This is a genomic window from Brevundimonas poindexterae (genome assembly GCF_020524625.1).
Taxonomy (GTDB): Bacteria; Pseudomonadota; Alphaproteobacteria; order Caulobacterales; family Caulobacteraceae; genus Brevundimonas; species Brevundimonas poindexterae_A.
Genome location: NZ_JAIVLL010000002.1, coordinates 645,367 through 662,330, shown reverse-complemented (window position 1 = coordinate 662,330; position 16,964 = coordinate 645,367). Strand labels below are relative to the sequence as shown.

Sequence of the window (16,964 nt, the reverse complement as noted above, 5' to 3'; positions counted from 1 at the left end):
GACGGCCGTCGCCCCCACCACCCCTTCGGGGTCCCCCTCCCCCGCAAGGCGGCGGGGGAGGATCATTCTTCGTCCCCGTCGTCCTGCAGGTCCGCCTGCACGCGCGGGTCGGCCAGCAGGGCGTCCATGCGGGCCGCGACCTCAAAGCTCTCGTCGTGGCGGAAGCGCAGGTCCGGCGTGAACTTCATGTCGATCCGTCGGCCCAGCAGGCCGCGCAGGAATTTGGCGTGGGCGTTCAGGGCTTTGACCACTTCGCTCTCATGGCCGGCGACCGGCGCGGTGTCGATCCCGGCGCCCAGCGGTTCGACGAAACAGGTGGCATGCTTCAGGTCCGGCGACAGGCGCACCTCGGTCACCGTCACCGACACCCCGGACAGGGCCTCGTCGTGGATGTCTTCCTCGCGCAGGATGTCGACCAGGGCGTGGCGCACCAGTTCGCCGGCGCGCAGCTGGCGCTGGCTGGGGCCGTGACCGGCCGTGTCGCTGTGTTTGCGTCGGCTCATGGCGGGTCCTTCCCGTTCAGCGACGCCCGGCCCCGGACCTGATGGCAAGGGGCGGGCGGCAAGGGGGCGCGGTTTAGTCGCCCGGTGGGCCTGTGTCCAGCGTAGCGGCCCGGGCATTCGCCCGCGCGTCGGCCAGCACCGAGGCGGCCACGGGCGCCCGCCCCGGATGAACGGTCAGGCCGGCGGCCGACAGCACCTCGGCCGTCCAGCGGTTGCACATCCGTCCGATCCAGAAGGTCTCGTGCGAGGCATAGAAGCGGGTCCGCCCGTCCGGCGCCGTGGCGACCAGCCGGGGCTCGCCCCCGGACAGGTCCAGCGAGGCCTCGATCCGGCGGGCCAGCGCCTCGAAGGCCTCCGGGGAGAGGCGAATGCGCACCTGCCGCTCCGGATCCCGCACCGGCCGCATCCGCGCGACAGGGCTGAGCATGAGCACCGAGGCATTGCCGCGCTTGAACAGGGCCCGGGCGCCATCCGGCAGGCGCCCCATGATCGGGGTCTGGTCGACATAGAAGCGCGCATCGCCCCAGCCGATCCGCACCGCCTCGCCGGGGGCCAGCGCCGCGACCCGCCCGGCCAGCGGCCCGCCCCGTTCCACAAGCGGCGCGCGATCCATCACCAGATCGGTGTGAAAGCCGTTGCTCTCGATACTGACGGTGACGGCGCCCGCGCCGGGCGGGGGAAGGGCCGGACCCTGCTCGGTCCAGCTGACCAGGCCCAGGATCGCGCCGATCAGGCCCGCGATCAGAATACGGATGGCCCCGCCCATTCAGTGTCTCCGCGAATGCCGGCTCAGGGAAGACGGAAACTCAGGCGCGAACAAGGCCGCGCCTCGCCTTCGGGAGGGTCGGCAAAGGCCGCCAGTTCCAGCCGATCCCCGCGCGAGGCCAGGGCCAGATAGCGGGCCGGATATTCGGGGCACAGGGCCTGCCCGCCGGGGGCCGGGTCCAGCGCCACGATCTCGCGCAGCTCGACCTGATGCCCCGCCGGAAGGCGAAGGGCGGCCAGCGGGGGCTCCGACGCATCGGCGATCCGCAGCGGCCGGGTCTGCATCCGGCCGAGACCCGCGATGTCCAGTTCGGCCCCGTCCGCCATCAGCAGGGTCCAGGGCGACCGCTCGTCCACCGCCGCAAACTGGCCGCGCAGGCCATTGTCGACCGCCTCGGTCGGCAGGCTTGAGACGGGAGGCTGCCCCCGGGGCGACAGCCGGGTCCAGACGTCATCCAGCCCGGCGCGGGCGCGTACGACCGTCTGCTCGGCCCCGCGCTCGTCGAAGGCCGACAGCAGCAGGACCAGCACCAGCACCCCGAACAGATCGAGCAGGCGCTTCATGCGTCAGGAAGGGGGAGGCGGGCGGGAGTCATCCCTCCCACGCTAACAGCGATCGCCGAGGCTTCGGAAGCCCTATCGCGCGGAGGGCGAGGTTTCGTCCGCCCGGGGCGCCGCGGCGCCGTCCGGCAGGCTCCATTCGCCGCGATAGGCATAGCTGAGCGTCACGCAGTGGCGATAGGTGCCGTCGGCCCAGCGGCCCACGGCGTGCATCGCGATCGGATCGCCCTGACGGATACGACCGGTCAGCAGCCAGGCGTCGTCGGCTCCCGGGCACAGGGCCCGCACCAGACCGCGCCCGTCGCCTTCCTTGACGATCTGATAGACGTCATTGGCCCGGACACCCTCCGGCAGGACCGACCGCGTGGCGGCGGGGCCGCCCCGGCGGATCTCGGCCGAGCCGCGGGCCGAGGTCGAGAACAGTCTCTGCACGCTGACGGCGCCAAAGAAGTTCCGGTGGATCTCGATGGTGATGCCCTTCGTCAGGGCCTGGGTGACGCGGTCGGCCGCGTCATAGGCCCAGTAGCGGGTCTCCGCCGCCGCCGGGCCCGCCGTGAGCGTCAGCAACAGAAGGCCTGTGGCAAGACGGATCATGGGCGGTCTCCGGACAGCGGGCGATCAGGCGCGACCTACAGCTCGCGCTTGATCTCCTCGACGGTGAAGCATTCGATCAGGTCGCCTTCCTTGATGTCCTGGAAGCCCTGGAACTGCATGCCGCATTCCTGGCCCGAGGGCACTTCGTTGACCTCATCCTTGAAGCGCTTGAGCGTGTTGAGCGTGCCCAGTTCCAGCACGACGATATCGTCGCGCACGATCCGGACCCGCGCGCCCTTGCGGACCACGCCCTCGGCCACCCGGCAACCGGCGATCTTGCCGATCTTCGAGATGTCGAACACCTGCAGGACCTTGGCATTGCCCAGCCAGGTTTCGCGCTGGATCGGCGCCAGCATGCCCGACAGCACGCCCTTCATGTCATCCAGCAGGTCGTAGATCACCGAGTAGTAGCGGATTTCCACGCCTTCCCGGTCGGCCAGTTCGCGCGCCTGTTTCGAGGCCCGGACGTTGAAGCCCAGGATCGGAGCCCCCGCCGTCTTGGCCAGGTTGACGTCGCTCTCGGTGATACCGCCGGCGCCCTGGAAGACCACCCGGGCCCGGACCTCGTCGTTGCCCATGGCCTGCAGCGATCCGGAGATCGCCTCGGCCGAGCCCTGCACGTCGGCCTTGATGACCACCGGCAGCTCGCTGATCTTCTGGGTGCCCAGCTTGGCCATCATATCGGCCAGCGAGACGGGGTTGGAGGCGGTTGCCTTCTCGCGCTGCTTGCGCTCGCGGAAGTCGGTCAGCTCGCGGGCGCGGGCTTCGGTCTCGACCACGGCGAACACTTCGCCGGGCGAGGGCGGCTCGTCCAGGCCGAGGATTTCGACGGGCGTCGAGGGACCGGCTTCTTCCAGCTGGGCGTTGCGTTCGTCCAGCAGGGCGCGAACCTTGCCCCAGGCCGAGCCGGCCACGACGATGTCGCCGCGACGCAAGGTGCCGCGCTTGACCAGCACGGTGCCGACCGGGCCACGGCCCTTGTCCAGCTTGGATTCGATGACCACGCCTTCGGCCGACCGGTCCGGATTGGCCCGCAGGTCCATGACCTCGGCCTGCAGCAGGACGGCGTCCAGCAGCCCATCCAGATTGGTGCGCTCCTTGGCCGACACCTCGATCACCTGGGTGTCACCGCCCAGGCTCTCGGCGATCACCTCGTGCTGCAGCAGCTCGTTGACGACCTTCTGCGGATTGGCACCGGGTTTGTCGATCTTGTTGACCGCCACGATGAGGGGGGCCTCGGCCGCCTTGGCGTGCTGGATGGCCTCGATCGTCTGGGGCATGACGCCGTCGTCGGCCGCCACCACCAGGATGACGATGTCGGTGACATTGGCACCGCGCGCCCGCATGGCCGAGAAGGCCGCGTGGCCCGGCGTGTCGAGGAAGGTGACGCGCTGGTCGTCCTTCAGACGCACCTGATAGGCGCCGATGTGCTGGGTGATGCCGCCGGCCTCGCCCGTCGCCACATCGGTGGTGCGCAGCGCGTCCAGCAGGCTGGTCTTGCCGTGGTCGACGTGGCCCATGACGGCCACGACCGGATAGCGGGGCGTGGTGGCGTCGGCGTCATCCGCCTCGGCCAGGAAGCCTTCCTCGATGTCGGAGTCCGACACGCGCTTGACGGTCATGCCGTATTCGTCGGCCACCAGTTCGGCGGTGTCGGAATCGATCACGTCATTGATCTTCATCATCATGCCCTGACGCATCAGGAACTTGACGACGTCGACGCCGCGCACGGCCATCCGGTTGGCCAGATCACCGACGGTGATGACATCGGGGATGACCACTTCGCGCGGACGGTTCGGCACTTCCGACGTGCCGCCCTTGCGTTTTTCCTTCTCGCGTTCGCGGGCCCGGCGCACCGAGGCCAGCGAGCGCATCCGCTCGGCGGCGTCCTCGTCTCCTCCGGCCAGGGCCTGGATGGTCAGGCGGCCTTCGCGACGCTTGGGCTCGCCGCGCGTGCGGCTGATGGCCTTGCCCGGACCGGCGTCCGAGAAGCGCCGATCGCGATCGTCCTCACGACCGCCACGGCCCGAGAATCCTCCGGCCGAACGGCTGGGACGCGACACTTCCGGCGTGGCGGGCGCGGCAGCGGGGGCTCCGCGACCGGCGGGCGCTCCCCGACCACCGGGGCCGGGGCGCGCGGCACCGGGGGCCGGACGCGGTGCATTGGCCGAATACCGAACGGGCTCGCTGGGCACGCGCGGGCGACCGGCGGCACCGCCGGCGGGACCGCTCAGGGCAACTTCACGGGCCGAACGACCGCCAAAGGCGGGGCGCTCGGGCGGATCGCGGCGCTGCTGGCCCGGCTTGGGCACGCGCTGGCCGAAATTGACCGCCGGACGGGCCGGACGGGCCGGGGCCTCGGCGGGCTTCGTCTCGGCCGGCGCAGCCGGCTTGTCCTCGGCGGCCGGTGCAGCGGCCTGGGCCGGCTCGGCCTTGGCGGCCGGCTTGGCAGGCCTGGCCTCGGCCTTGGGTGCAGCAGCCCCCAGTTTTGCGGCCTCGGCGCGGGCGGCTTCGGCAGCGGCGCGGGCGGCAGCGGCTTCCGACTGGGCGGCCTCGGCCTGTTTGCGCGTGGCTTCCTCGCGGGCGGCGCGCTCGGCGGCTTCGGCCTTCTCGCGGGCGGCGCGTTCGGCCTGGGCGGCCTCGATGGCGCGGCGGCGGGCTTCCTGTTCCTCGGACGACAGGCCACCGGCTTCGGTCGGGGCCGATGCGGGGGCGGCCGGGCGCGGCGGCGCCGGGCGGCGTCCGGCGACGTCAAAGCCCTGGGTGCGCGGCTGCACGGGCGCTCCGGCGCGACGCTTCGTCTCGACCACAACCGTCTTGGTGCGACCGTGGCTGAAGCTCTGGCGGACCGTGCCGGTCGACACGGACCCCGTCGAGCGCGGCTTGAGGCTCAGCGGTGCGCGCGGACCCGTCTGCGGGGTCGCGGTACCAGAGGCCTTGGCGCTCGGGGTTTCGGTCGTCTTGCCGTCCTGGGTCTTGTCGTTCTCGTCGGTCATCCGGTCGCTTCGTCTGGACGCCGGGACAATCCCGACGCCACGTATCAAACACAAAAGGGCGAGCGCGCCCCGCCTCCCTTTCAGGAGTCGGAACCCTGCCCGTCCACAGCCTGCCCGGGCCCGTCGTCGGGCCCTTCCTTGCGAGGGTCGTCCGGTCCGTCCCCGGAGGGTCGCCCGGGTCCGGCCCGATCCCACTCCGGTGGATGAAGAGGCCGAAACCCCGCAAGTCGGTTGACCTCAAGGGTCCAGCGATCCGCGCGTCCACCTGCAAGCAGGACGCTGTGTATCGCATTTTCCAGCCCCAGGGCCAAACTCAATTCTTCGGCGTCAAACGCCCCGCACAGCCCCACAGGGCGCGGTGCGTGTCGCAACAGGGCCGTCAGACGCTGGCGGCCGTCGCGGGCGCCGTCGGACGCCTCGATCAGCCAGCCGGCCTTCCCGCCCCGGATCGCCGCGGCAGATTTCTCGAAACCGGAGATAAGCACGCCTTCGCGCCGGGCAAGCCCCAGTTGCTCAAGACAGCGCCGCACCAGCAGCCGTTCCACCTGGTCGGCAAGGTCGGCGGGCGCCTGCACCTGGGCCTTGGCGGCCCGCGAGAACAGGCCTTTGGCGGCGGCCGTAACCGACGCGCGGTCGGCGGCCACCCACATGCCCCGGCCCGGCAGGCGGCGCGCCAGATCGGGCACGACCTGACCGTCCGGGGCCACGACGAAGCGGATCAGGGCAGACTCGTCCATGACCTGGCGCGTGACCAGATCGCGGCGTTCCCGTTCAGCCTGTGCTTCGGCGAGCCCCATGGACGGTCCGGTCTCCCATCACGCGTCGCGGTCGTCGAGGTCGGCGTCGACGGTGTCGGGGGTCTCACCCTCGACATCCTCCACGGCCTCGTCGTCGCCGGCGGGGGCCGCGAAGACGGCGTCGGCGTCGAAGGACTCCTCGCCATAGTCGCCGTCCTCGGCCTCATATTCGGGCTCCGGCTCGGGCTGCGGCAGCTCCGAGGCGTCGATCCAGCCGGCCGCAACGCGGGCCTGCAGGATCAGCATTTCGGCCTCTTCCTGCGCCAGGTTGAAGCTCTCCAGCACGCCTGCCAGCTTGACCCGCTCGCCGTTCTTCATTTCGTAGCCACCCCGGATTTCGTCGGTGGCCAGATCGGCCAGATCCTCGACCGTCTTGACGCCGTTCTCGCCCAGGGCGACCGCCATCGGCAGGGTCACGCCCGGCACGTCCAGCACGCCGTCCTCGACGCCCAGCTCCTTGCGCTTGGCGTCCTGCTCGGCCGCCTGACGGTCCAGGAAGTCACGGGCGCGGGCCTGGAGTTCCTCGGCCGTTTCCTCGTCAAAGCCCTCGATGTCCGAGATCTCATAGGTCTCGACAAAGGCCAGGTCCTCGACCGTGGCAAAGCCTTCGGTGACCAGCAGCTGGGCGATCACCTCGTCGACGTCCAGGGCTTCCTGGAACAGGGTGGTGCGCTCGGCGAACTCGCGCTGGCGACGCTCCGAGTCCTGGGTCTCGGTGATGATGTCGATCTGCCAGCCGGTCAGCTGCGAGGCCAGACGCACGTTCTGGCCGCGACGGCCGATGGCCAGCGACAGTTGCTCGTCGGGCACGACCACCTCGACGCGGTCGGCTTCCTCGTCCAGCACCACCTTGGACACCTCGGCCGGGGCCAGGGCGTTGACGATGAAGGTGGGCTCGTCCGGGTTCCACTGGATGATGTCGATCTTCTCGCCCTGCAGCTCGGCCACGACCGCCTGCACCCGCGAGCCGCGCATACCGACGCAGGCGCCGACCGGGTCGATCGAGCTGTCGTTCGACAGCACGGCCATCTTGGCGCGCGAGCCGGCGTCGCGGGCGGCGGCGCGGATCTCGATCACGCCGTCATAGACCTCGGGCACTTCCTGGGCGAACAGCTTGGCCATGAAGCCCGGGTGGGCGCGGCTCAGCATGACCTGCGGACCCTTGGCCTCGGGCCGGACGTCATAGATGTAGGTGCGGATGCGGTCGCCGATGTTGAACAGCTCGCGCGGGATCGAGTCATTGCGGCGCATGATGCCCTCGCCGCGACCCAGATCGACGATGGTGTTGCCGTATTCGACGCGCTTGACGGTGCCGTTGACGATCTCGCCGACGCGATCCTTGAACTCTTCGTACTGGTTGGCGCGCTCGGCTTCGCGGACCTTACCGGTCACGACCTGACGGGCCATCTGGGTCTGGACGCGGCCGAATTCGAACGGCGGCAGCTCCTCGACATATTCCTTGCCGACGACGGCCTCGGGGTCGCGCTTCAGCGCATCCTTGAGGCGCACCATGGCGCTGTCATTGAACTCTTCCAGCTCGTCCTCGGGCTGCCAGTCGTCCTCGACGATGGTCACGTGGCGGGTCAGGGACAGCTCGCCGGTCTTGCCGTCCAGGCTGGCGCGGATGTCGTGGTGGGCGCCATAGCGCGACTTGGCGCCCTTCTGGATCGCCTCCTCGATCGCCTCGATGACGATCTCGCGGTCGATATTCTTCTCCTGCGCCACGGCATTGGCGATCTGGAGCAGTTCGAGTCGGTTCGCGGAAACGCCGGTCACGGCCATGGATCAGTCCTCGGAATCGTCGGGGTTGGTTTCGGTATCGGTAGCCGATCGGGCGGCGCGCTTTTCGGCGCCCGCCTTCATCAGCTCATCAGTCAGGACCAGCTTGGCATCCACCAGCCAGTCAAAGGGGATCAGGGCGGTGTCTTCCTCGCCCTCGAGGTCGATGCAGACATGACCGTCCTCGGTGCCGGCCAGGGTGCCCTTGAAGCGCTTGCGGCCCTCGACCATGCGATCGGTTTCCAGCCGGGCCTCCAGCCCCTCGAACAGCTCGAAGTCGGACAGCCGGGTCAGGGGCCGGTCGATGCCCGGCGACGAGACCTCAAGCAGATATTCGCCCGAGATCGGATCGGCGGCGTCGAACACTTCTGAAATGGCGCGGCTCAGCCGGGCGCATTCCTCGACCGAAATATCATTGTCGGAGGGGCGCTCGGCCATGACCTGCAGGCGGCGACGCTGGCTGCCCCCCATCAGGCGCACGCGCACCACCGCCAGGCCGAGGGTCTCGGCGATGGGGTCGATCATCTCGATCAGGGCGCGGTCTTCTGCGGTCCTGGCGCGCACGCGGGGTCTGCTCCAACAAAAAAGCGGCTGGCCCGTACGGCCGCCGCTTGATCACGACGCCGTTCGACGCCGGTCTAACGATGTGGCCTGCCCTATAGCGCCCTCGCGCCGCCTTGTCAGCCCCCCGGAAACGGATCGGCCTTTGCAAGACCCCTTTCCTCGCCTACAGCCCCGGCCATGGAGATTCACTGGATACCCCAGGACACGCCCGGCAGCCTCGGCGTGTCGCGCCGCCCGCCCGGCGGCGAGGAGATGGAGCCCGTGCTGGTGTCCAACCTCGGCTATGTCGACCGGGTCATCACCCTGCTGGAGGCCGAGGAGGCCGAGCGGCTGGGCATCACGGGCGAGGCCGCCGTCTGCAAGGCGCACGGCGTGGCCTTCGACAATCTGCCTGTGCCCGACCACGATGTGCCACCGGACGTGGCGGCCTTTGACCGTCTGGTGAAGCAGCTGCGCAAGCGTCTCGAAGCGGGCGAGCGGATGGTCATCCACTGCAACGCCGGCCTCGGCCGCGCGCCGACCCTGGCCTGCTGCCTGCTGGTGGCCGGTGGCCTGCACCCGGACGAGGCCGTCTTGCGCGTGGGCGCCGCGCGCGGGCGCACCGTGCCCGAGATGGACAGCCAGTACGCCTTCATCCACGCCTTTGCCGAGCGTCAGGCCGCGGCGGCTGCGCGGCGTTCGAAGAGCAAATAGACCGGCTCCGTATCGCCCAGCCGCTTTTCCTCATAGCGGGTGCGGATGTGGTCGGGCGGAGCGACGCGCCAGTCGTCGGCGCTCTCGGCCGTCCAGACCAGGCCCGGCGTCTCCAGGAACCGCTCCAGCGCCCAGTCGGCATAGGCCTTCCAGTCGGTGACGAACCGCAGGCGACCGCCCGGCTTCAGGATGCGGGCCAGCCCGGCCGCCACATCGGTCTGGACCAGCCGCCGCTTGGCGTGACGGGCCTTGGGCCAGGGGTCGGGGAACAGGATCAGCACATGGTCGACCGAGCCGTCCGGCAGGGCGGCGATCACGGCGCGGGCATCGTCGGCATGGATGCGGACGTTCTCGAGGCCGCCTTCCTCGATATGGCGCAGGGCTGACCCGACGCCGTTCAGGAAGGGCTCGCAGCCGATCATCAGCGTGTCGGGGTGGCGGGCGGCCTGACCGGCCAGATGCTCGCCGCCGCCAAAGCCGATCTCCAGCCACACCTGTTTCGCGTCCGGCATCAGCGCTCCGGGGTCCAGCGGCCCCCCGGCCGGATCGGGCAGCGCCACACGCGGCAGCAGGGTGTCGAACAGCGCCGCCTGACGCGGCTTCAGCGTGCGCGACTTGATGCGGCCGAAGCTGCGGATCGGGCCATGGGAGGAGGGGTCGGACATGACTTTGAGTGGCGAGTGACGCGTGGCGAGTGGCGAGTGGCGAGTGGCGAGGAGAGCGTTGGGGGTCGAACCAGCCGACGATCCAGCAACGTCCCCAGCCTTAAGGCGTCACCGGGCGAGTTGAAAGGGTCTCGCCACTCCTCACTCGCGACTCGTCACTCGCTTCAGGCCAGCGCCTTCAGCCGGTCGACCAGATCGGTCTTCTCCCACGAAAAGCCGCCGTCGGCATCGGGCTCGCGCCCGAAATGGCCATAGGCGGCGGTGCGCGCATAGATGGGCTTGTTGAGGCCCAGATGCCTGCGGATGGCGCGCGGCGTGGCCCCGCCGATCAGGGCCGGCAGCTCTCGCTCCAGCACCTCTTCGGAAATCTTGCCCGTGCCGTGCAGGTCGACGTGCACCGACTGCGGCTCGGCCACCCCGATGGCATAGCTGAGCTGGATGGTGCAGCGGTCGGCCAGACCCGCCGCCACGACATTCTTGGCCAGATAGCGACAGGCATAGGCCGCCGAGCGGTCGACCTTGGTCGGGTCCTTGCCGGAGAAGGCGCCGCCGCCGTGCGGGGCGGCCCCGCCATAGGTGTCGACGATGATCTTGCGCCCGGTCAGGCCGGAATCGCCGTCCGGCCCGCCGATCTCGAACACGCCGGTCGGATTGATGTGCCAGACGGTCTCATTGGTGATGAAGCCCTTGGGCAGGACCTCCTCGACCACCGGCTTCACCAGGGCTCCGACATCGCCCTGCGACAGGCCCCTTGCATGCTGGGTCGAGACCACGATCGAGGTGGCCCGGACGGGCAGGCCGTCTTCGTAGAACAGGGTGACCTGGCTCTTGGCGTCAGGCTCCAGCCGCTTTTCGCCGCCATGGCGCAGCTCCGACAGGCGACGCAGGATGCGGTGGCTGTAGGCCAGGGTAGCGGGCATCAGCTCGGGCGTCTCGTTTGAGGCATAGCCGAACATGATGCCCTGATCGCCGGCGCCCTCGTCCTTGGTGTCGGTGGCGTCGACACCGACCGCGATGTCGGCCGACTGGCCGTGCAGATAGTTGGAAAACTCCAGCGTCTCCCAGTGGAAGCCGTCCTGCTCATAGCCGATGTCGCGGACCGCATCCCGCACGGCGGCCTCGATCTCGGCCTCGATCCCGGGGGCCCAGCCCCCGTTCTCCCAGATGCCCTTGCCCCGGATTTCCCCCGCCAGCACCACCCGATTGGTGGTGGTCAGGGTCTCGCAGGCCACGCGGGCCTCGGGATCCCTCGACAGGAACAGGTCGACGATGGTGTCCGAGATCCGGTCCGAGACCTTGTCGGGGTGGCCTTCGGAGACGCTCTCCGAGGTGAAATGGAAGGAGGTGCGGGACACGGGCGGGCTCCGATCTGGCGTGGGCGCCAACTGTAGGCCGCAAGAGATATAAAGATATGCTTATATGTTCAAGCGCTGTCGCAGGCCCAGCAGGACCGGAGCCGCGACGGCGACGATCGTCGACTTGACCGCCATGCCCCACAGGAACGGCAGAACGCCCGCCGACAGGGCCGCTGCCGGGCCCAGCCGCAGGGCCAGCGCGCCCCAGCCGAGCGCCAGAATGAGGACGTGGCCCGCCAGCGCGAGGCCAAGCGCGGTGACGATCTGTCGCCCCCATCGCCCCTTGGGCAGATCATCGCTCAACGCGCCGACAAGACCGGCGGCCAGCACAAAGCCCGCCAGATAGCCGGCGGTCGGCCCCGTCAGCACCGACAGCCCCGAGGCGCCATCCGCAAAGACCGGCAGGCCCGCCGCGCCCGCGAGGACATAGAGGGCCGCGGCGGCCGCCCCCCAGCGCGACCCCAGCGCCACTCCGGCGGCCAGAACCGCCAGGGTCTGCAACGACTGCGGCACCGGCGACCCCGGCACCGCCACATCCACCCGGGCGCCCAGCGCGATCAGCAGGACGAAGCCGAGACAGGCCACAGCGCACGCCAGCGCGCGTCGGGAAGGGGTATGGATCATGGGAAAAGGTGGTGCCGCTTAGGTGACTCGAACACCTGACCCCCGCATTACGAAGGCTAGTCCAGCTTAGCAAGCAAAGCCTCTCGGGCAACGGCTTCCAGCAAGTCTTGTCGACGGCTGGCACGCCAACCCAGCCTCTTCCCAGCCTCGCTTGAGGGAACGGTGAGCACATTTCCTAATTTACGCGCCTTAACGTGGGAACGGCCGAAATTCCGACCTGCACTATACCTGCGAGCTGCCGCTGCTAAGTCCAGATAGCTGCCGATGGTTGCGCTGTCTGGCTTGGTCGATCTTGAGACGACCGCCGGCTCGGTTCGCGCCCCTCCCGCGCCTGTGAGCGCCCTGCCTCATTTGCGGCGAGAGGAGAGAAGCTTCAGCTCGACTGGCAGCACCGACGTCAAAAGACTGAGTGCACATCAGATGGGAAAGAAATCCTCATCCGGTCCGATCCGGTGGGAATTACGTCGTGAAAGAAGTGGGCGGGGAATACCGTGAGCTGCCCCGGCCGAGGCATGACTCGTCTTTCCCCCCAGCACGCCACATGACCTCCTGCGTACTGGTCGGCAGGCCCGATTTGCAACGCCCCCGCGCCGGTCTCCGCAGCATTGGGGGCCGGATTATCGAGGTGATAAACTGCGGATATGACTGACGTCAGGTGGATGTGCTGGCCGTTCCGCCCTCCCCGGCTAAGCAACGTCGCGCCGGTCGAGAGCGTGGCCCTCTCCAGCGGCAGTGGAAGGCAATGGAAAAGCCCCCGCTCCTCCGCTTCGACAAGATAGGTGTCGATCGCTGCGCGAACCGCCGCCTGCAACCTCTTGATCGTCGGCGATCCGGAAAGATCGGGGTGGGGTACGATCGTCTTCTCGGGGGGGCCGTTGCCAGAGGCTATTTCAAAGGCTTCCCGGGCTAGCGCCTCATTGAACTCCGTGAGATCTGCGTCGAGAAATTCCTCGATCGGGCCGACCCGAACATGCTTGTTGAGGTCCACTAGGCGGGCTGCACTTCGTTGGTCCCCGACCATGGAAAAGGCAAGTGCTCGATTGGCCGTAAAGACTGAGCTCGTTCCGAAGCGTGCTTCCAACTCATCGCACAGGGCGAACATCGTCGACGCGTCCTTCTCCCGCGCCGGGCGATGGAGAATATGCCAGCATGCCTCGTTTTTGTTCCCCAGTCGGGCCGCGGTCAGAAAATGGGCCCGGGCCTCCCTGTGGTTCCCAAGGACGGTGTGGACTAGACCGGCCAGCATGCTGAGATCGTAACCCGGCGCGGAGTGTGCCGCGAAGCCGCGATCGCACGCCAGCAACGCATCGCTGGCACGGCCGATCTCGAGATAGCAGCGGGCAAGCCTCGCCCACCCGACATCCATCGGGATACCGGCTTTCGCGGCGACCTCGAACAGATCGGTCGCCTTGGCGAAGTCGCGGTTGGAAAACGCCGCATTTGCTTCTGCTAGGATCGACCATGGCGATGCGGGACTGTGCGAAGCGGCCTGCTGCGCCAGGTTCGCGAGGACTGCGGCGCTTGGCCTTGGAGGATAGCGCGGTTCGATCCATTGCATGGTAGATCAATCCATAGGCAATTCCCGAACTATCCGGTAGCCCCGGGGCCAGTCGGCATCAGGCATCCTGCGTCTACGGCTGAGGCAACGCACCGCGCTTGACGTAGGCGCGATCCGCGGACGATCCTGAAGGTGAGGATGCTGAGCGAGTGCCGGAGACCGATGAAGGATGGATGGACGCGTCCTTGATCGTACGCACGGCATTATTTACGGCCTGACGCTGGCCAGCGACGTTTCGCTCCCCGAACTCCCCGCAACCCGTCCGGACGCATCGCCAGAAGTCGTGATCCAGCGCGGTACCGTGCCTGCTGTCTGGGAGATCACCGATCCACTGAACGTACGATCCATCGTCGACGGGACACCGGAGCAGCTTTGGTTGAGGGTTCCGGATGTCATCAGAATGCTGATACGTGGCGGTTCGAGCCTGACGTTCGAGTTGGAGGGGGCGGGAGGACTGGACGCCGCGCGGCCTTTCCTGCTCGCGTCGGGGCTAGGCGGTGTGCTGATGCAACGCGGGTTTGTCGTGCTCCACGGAAATGCGATCACCCGCGCCGGCTCCCGCAACGCACTCATGTGCATTGGCGACTCCGGAGCCGGCAAATCGACCACTGCGATCGCGATGACCCGACGCGGATTTTTGGCGCTGGCCGATGACGTCTGCCCGATCGACACCGGCGGCTGGGCCGCGCCCGGCATGCCCCACGTCAAATTGTGGCAAAATACAGCGATGGACTTCGGGATCGACCCTGCCTCGCTCGTCCCCCTCCGGACCCGAGAAACCAAGTTCTACGTCCCTTTGGGTGCTTTCCATTGCCCCGAACCCCGCCAGGTAAACCTATTCATCTGGCTGGTGCCTGCCGATACCACTCGTGTGGAGATTGAGGAAATCACCGGCTTTGCGAAGTTTGTGGTGCTCCGCAACAATCTGTACCGGCCCGAATATCTGTTGCCGCTGCAGCTCAGCGCGGCCGGTCTTGAGCAGGTTTCTAGGCTTGCGGCACGAGCCCGGGTCTACAAGGTCATCCGGCCATTCGCAGGGTCCGATCTTGACCCTCTTCTAGACGTGATTTCCAATCTCTACGATGAACACGAAACATCCTTTGAGGCACCTCGGGACAAGGGGCGCCCTGAGGCAGGAAACCGGCCATGACCATTGCGACCCTGACCCCCGCAACGAAGCTGCGGCGCACCCGCGACGTCGTTGCCACCGACATGAATGGCGAGACCGTGATGATGAGCGTGGACAAGGGCACCTATTTTGCCTTGACCGGCAGCGGCGGGCCGATCTGGGCTGCGCTCGACGAGCCCGCCGCGCTGCCTGAAATCATTGCCTTCGTCAGGCGCGAGTTTGACGTTACCCAGATCGACGACCTGGACGCCATGATCACCGAGTTTGTCGGCAAGCTGCTGGATCACGAGCTGGTCGTCCCGGTAGATTAGGCGCCATGTTCGCTGCGGTCGTCGCCCGCGCGACGCGTTCCGGGCCGGAGCAATTGGCAGCGGCCGATATCTTGCTCGGCGCCCTGTTTCCCTTCGCCCGGCCCGACCGGACCGGCGTTTGGCAAGACGGTCGGGCCCTGTTGGTTCAGGGGCTGATCCACAACACCCCCGAATCGTTGCGTGAGCAGGTCCCCGAAACCTGCCGGGAGACAGGGCGCGTGATCGTGAGCTGGGCCCGGCTCGACAATCGTGAGGCGTTGAGTGCGTCGCTCGGTCTGGCCCGGCCGGGCGCTCTCACCGATCCGCAGATCATTCTGGCCGCGCACCGACAATGGGGAGAGAGCTGCGCGCGCCGCCTCGAGGGTGATTTCAGTTTCGTGATCCATGATCCGGCAAGCGGCAGAACCTATTGCGCGCGCGACGCTATGGGCGCCAGGCCGCTCTACTATTTTCTGGACGATGCGTTCCTCGTCGCGGCGACGTCCATCGCGGCAATCAGATCCATCAGCAGCTTGCGCCTCACGCCCTGCCTCAAATGGGCGGCGTTGTTCGCGGCCGGCATGGGGTTCGCCCATGACCAAGGAGCCTATGAGCAGGTTCGCAAACTGCCTCCCGCGCACGACATGGCGCTCGACAGCGGATCCTCGACGGGGCCGCGGGAATATTTCACCTTCGATCTCGCAGCGCCGCATTCCGCCCGGCGTGACGAGCGCTGGGTGGAGGACTACCGCGCGGCATTTGATCGCGCGGTCAGGGTGCGCGCCCGCAGCGAGTTTCTCGTGGGGGCCGACAGTTCCGGTGGACTGGACTCCGCCTCGGTCATCGCGACCCTGACGTCCCTGCTTCCGCACGATCCGGCTGACTTTCACGTCTTTGCGATGATTGCGATGGAGCAGGAACCTGAGCTGGTTGACGCCGTCTCGGCGATGTGTGGTGTGCGGTACACGCACAGGCTGGCCGGAATCGAGACGCTGCGGATCGATGACAGCTTCCAAAGGGCGCTCACAGCACTCGGCCATCCGCCAGAGCACGGACAGCTGCTGCTCCATCCCGAATTCTTTGCCTTGTTCCGTGAGTTCGGCATTCGCACGATCCTCTCGGGCTATGGCGGGGACGAGATCGTCACGAACCAGGCCCGCTATCTGATCGACGAGCTTCATCATCGCGGGGAATACGCAGCCGTATTCGCTGAACTGCCGGGCGCCTTTCCGACGCGGGCGGCGCGCTGGGCGAGGCGGCTGATGCAAGGGCCGGCCGACCCCGAAATCCGGGCGCGGGGCCTGATGGAGACGAAGCTCGGCATCGCCGGGCTCAGCCGGGAGTTCCTCGAGGACACCGGACTGGGCGAGCGGATCGAACATTGGTTCCTGCCGAAACGAGACGCGTTCACGCTCAACGCAATTGCGGGCAACGAACCGGGCTTTCGTTTCGGCAGGGCGGGCAGACTGGAAAGTTCAGCAATCTACGCCTCGACCTTTGGTGCAGAGTACAGATTTCCAATGTATGACCGCCAACTTGTTCAGCAATACTTCGCAACCCCCTCGATCGAGAAGCGCCGCGGAGGCATGGGCCGCTACCTCCATCGTCGCGCGATGGAAGGTCGCATACCGCCGCGCGTTCAGTGGCAGAAATCCAAATACGTGGGCGATTTCATCAATGGCAGGCCTGCGATTGACAGGGCGCCGCCGAAGGCCTTTGACGACATGCCGGAGAGTTTGCGCAGGGTATTCGACCGTGTTTCGTTCGAACGAACCATGATTCGTTTGCAGCAAGAGGCTGATGACTTCTCGGTTGACGCCATGCGCCGGCGCTACTTTTTCTGGCAGGTTCGCCAGTTGTGCGTGTGGCTCGAAGGCGCCTAGCGGGGGCGGCAGTATCGCTGCCATTGACAATTGGACACGGCGCCATAAAGAATTTCTGCAGCGATTGCGCTGGGGAATTCTGATGTCCGATAATGATCTCCGTACGGATGGCGAGCACTCACTGAAGGCATTCGTCAAGCCGGATGTTCACGTGCTCGACGTCAAGGGAACAGAGACCGGCCCATTCCCAGATCCCTTCGAGTTTCCT

16 protein-coding genes are annotated in these 16,964 nt (G+C 67.6%); 4 read left to right on the top strand and 12 right to left on the bottom strand.

The window, feature by feature from the left end; translation table 11 throughout:
• Positions 1–62: 62 nt before the first annotated feature.
• From rbfA to rimP, 8 genes are all read right to left on the bottom strand, one after another.
• Positions 63–503, bottom strand: a complete 441-nt coding sequence (gene rbfA / locus LC068_RS09620; RefSeq protein ID WP_226636681.1) for a 30S ribosome-binding factor RbfA — start codon at positions 501–503, stop codon at positions 63–65.
• 73 nt (positions 504–576) lie between these two features.
• Positions 577–1,269, bottom strand: a complete 693-nt coding sequence (locus LC068_RS09615; protein WP_226636679.1) for a DUF2459 domain-containing protein — start codon at positions 1,267–1,269, stop codon at positions 577–579.
• A gap of 23 nt (positions 1,270–1,292) precedes the next feature.
• On the bottom strand, positions 1,293–1,832 hold the full coding sequence (locus LC068_RS09610) for a hypothetical protein (RefSeq protein ID WP_226636676.1): 540 nt from the start codon (positions 1,830–1,832) through the stop codon (positions 1,293–1,295).
• Positions 1,833–1,904: 72 nt separating this feature from the next.
• Positions 1,905–2,423 carry a hypothetical protein gene (locus tag LC068_RS09605; protein ID WP_226636674.1) on the bottom strand — a complete coding sequence of 173 codons (519 nt, stop codon included), beginning with the start codon at positions 2,421–2,423 and terminating at the stop codon, positions 1,905–1,907.
• A gap of 35 nt (positions 2,424–2,458) precedes the next feature.
• The gene (gene infB / locus LC068_RS09600; RefSeq protein WP_226636672.1) at positions 2,459–5,419 is read right to left on the bottom strand and encodes a translation initiation factor IF-2; all 2,961 of its coding nucleotides are present in this window, start codon (positions 5,417–5,419) and stop codon (positions 2,459–2,461) included.
• Between the two features lie 80 nt (positions 5,420–5,499).
• Positions 5,500–6,216: an RNA-binding protein gene (locus LC068_RS09595; RefSeq protein ID WP_209119592.1), complete on the bottom strand. Its 717-nt coding sequence runs from the start codon at positions 6,214–6,216 to the stop codon at positions 5,500–5,502.
• Positions 6,217–6,234: 18 nt separating this feature from the next.
• Positions 6,235–7,998: a transcription termination factor NusA gene (gene nusA / locus LC068_RS09590; RefSeq protein WP_226636671.1), complete on the bottom strand. Its 1,764-nt coding sequence runs from the start codon at positions 7,996–7,998 to the stop codon at positions 6,235–6,237.
• Positions 7,999–8,001: 3 nt separating this feature from the next.
• Positions 8,002–8,559 (bottom strand): ribosome maturation factor RimP, encoded by a 558-nt coding sequence (gene rimP, locus LC068_RS09585; protein WP_226636670.1) that lies wholly within the window; start codon positions 8,557–8,559, stop codon positions 8,002–8,004.
• Between the two features lie 177 nt (positions 8,560–8,736).
• Between rimP and LC068_RS09580 the strand changes: the two genes are divergently transcribed.
• Entirely contained in the window at positions 8,737–9,252 is a 516-nt protein-coding gene (locus LC068_RS09580) for a phosphatase domain-containing protein (protein ID WP_226636669.1), read from the top strand.
• On the opposite strand, the gene trmB is transcribed toward LC068_RS09580, so the two are convergent.
• The 4 genes from trmB to LC068_RS09560 form a co-directional block, all read right to left on the bottom strand.
• Positions 9,213–9,917 carry a tRNA (guanosine(46)-N7)-methyltransferase TrmB gene (gene trmB, locus LC068_RS09575; RefSeq protein WP_226636668.1) on the bottom strand — a complete coding sequence of 235 codons (705 nt, stop codon included), beginning with the start codon at positions 9,915–9,917 and terminating at the stop codon, positions 9,213–9,215. The genes LC068_RS09580 and trmB overlap by 40 nt on opposite strands.
• A 164-nt stretch (positions 9,918–10,081) precedes the next feature.
• Positions 10,082–11,272 carry a methionine adenosyltransferase gene (gene metK / locus LC068_RS09570; protein ID WP_226636667.1) on the bottom strand — a complete coding sequence of 397 codons (1,191 nt, stop codon included), beginning with the start codon at positions 11,270–11,272 and terminating at the stop codon, positions 10,082–10,084.
• Between the two features lie 60 nt (positions 11,273–11,332).
• A complete protein-coding gene (locus tag LC068_RS09565) occupies positions 11,333–11,896 on the bottom strand; it encodes a biotin transporter BioY (RefSeq protein ID WP_226636666.1) in 564 nt (187 codons plus the stop codon).
• Positions 11,897–12,293: 397 nt separating this feature from the next.
• Entirely contained in the window at positions 12,294–13,454 is a 1,161-nt protein-coding gene (locus LC068_RS09560) for a putative 2OG-Fe(II) oxygenase (RefSeq protein WP_226636664.1), read from the bottom strand.
• 169 nt (positions 13,455–13,623) lie between these two features.
• Between LC068_RS09560 and LC068_RS09555 the strand changes: the two genes are divergently transcribed.
• Genes LC068_RS09555 through LC068_RS09545 form a run of 3 tightly spaced genes read left to right on the top strand, consistent with a single transcriptional unit; the run spans position 13,624 to position 16,756 of the window.
• On the top strand, positions 13,624–14,604 hold the full coding sequence (locus LC068_RS09555) for a phosphoenolpyruvate carboxykinase (ATP) (protein WP_226636661.1): 981 nt from the start codon (positions 13,624–13,626) through the stop codon (positions 14,602–14,604).
• Positions 14,601–14,894 (top strand): PqqD family peptide modification chaperone, encoded by a 294-nt coding sequence (locus LC068_RS09550; protein WP_226636658.1) that lies wholly within the window; start codon positions 14,601–14,603, stop codon positions 14,892–14,894. Before LC068_RS09555 ends, LC068_RS09550 begins: the two co-directional genes overlap by 4 nt.
• Positions 14,895–14,899: 5 nt before the next feature.
• The gene (locus tag LC068_RS09545; protein ID WP_226636655.1) at positions 14,900–16,756 is read left to right on the top strand and encodes an asparagine synthase-related protein; all 1,857 of its coding nucleotides are present in this window, start codon (positions 14,900–14,902) and stop codon (positions 16,754–16,756) included.
• Positions 16,757–16,964 lie beyond the last annotated feature (208 nt).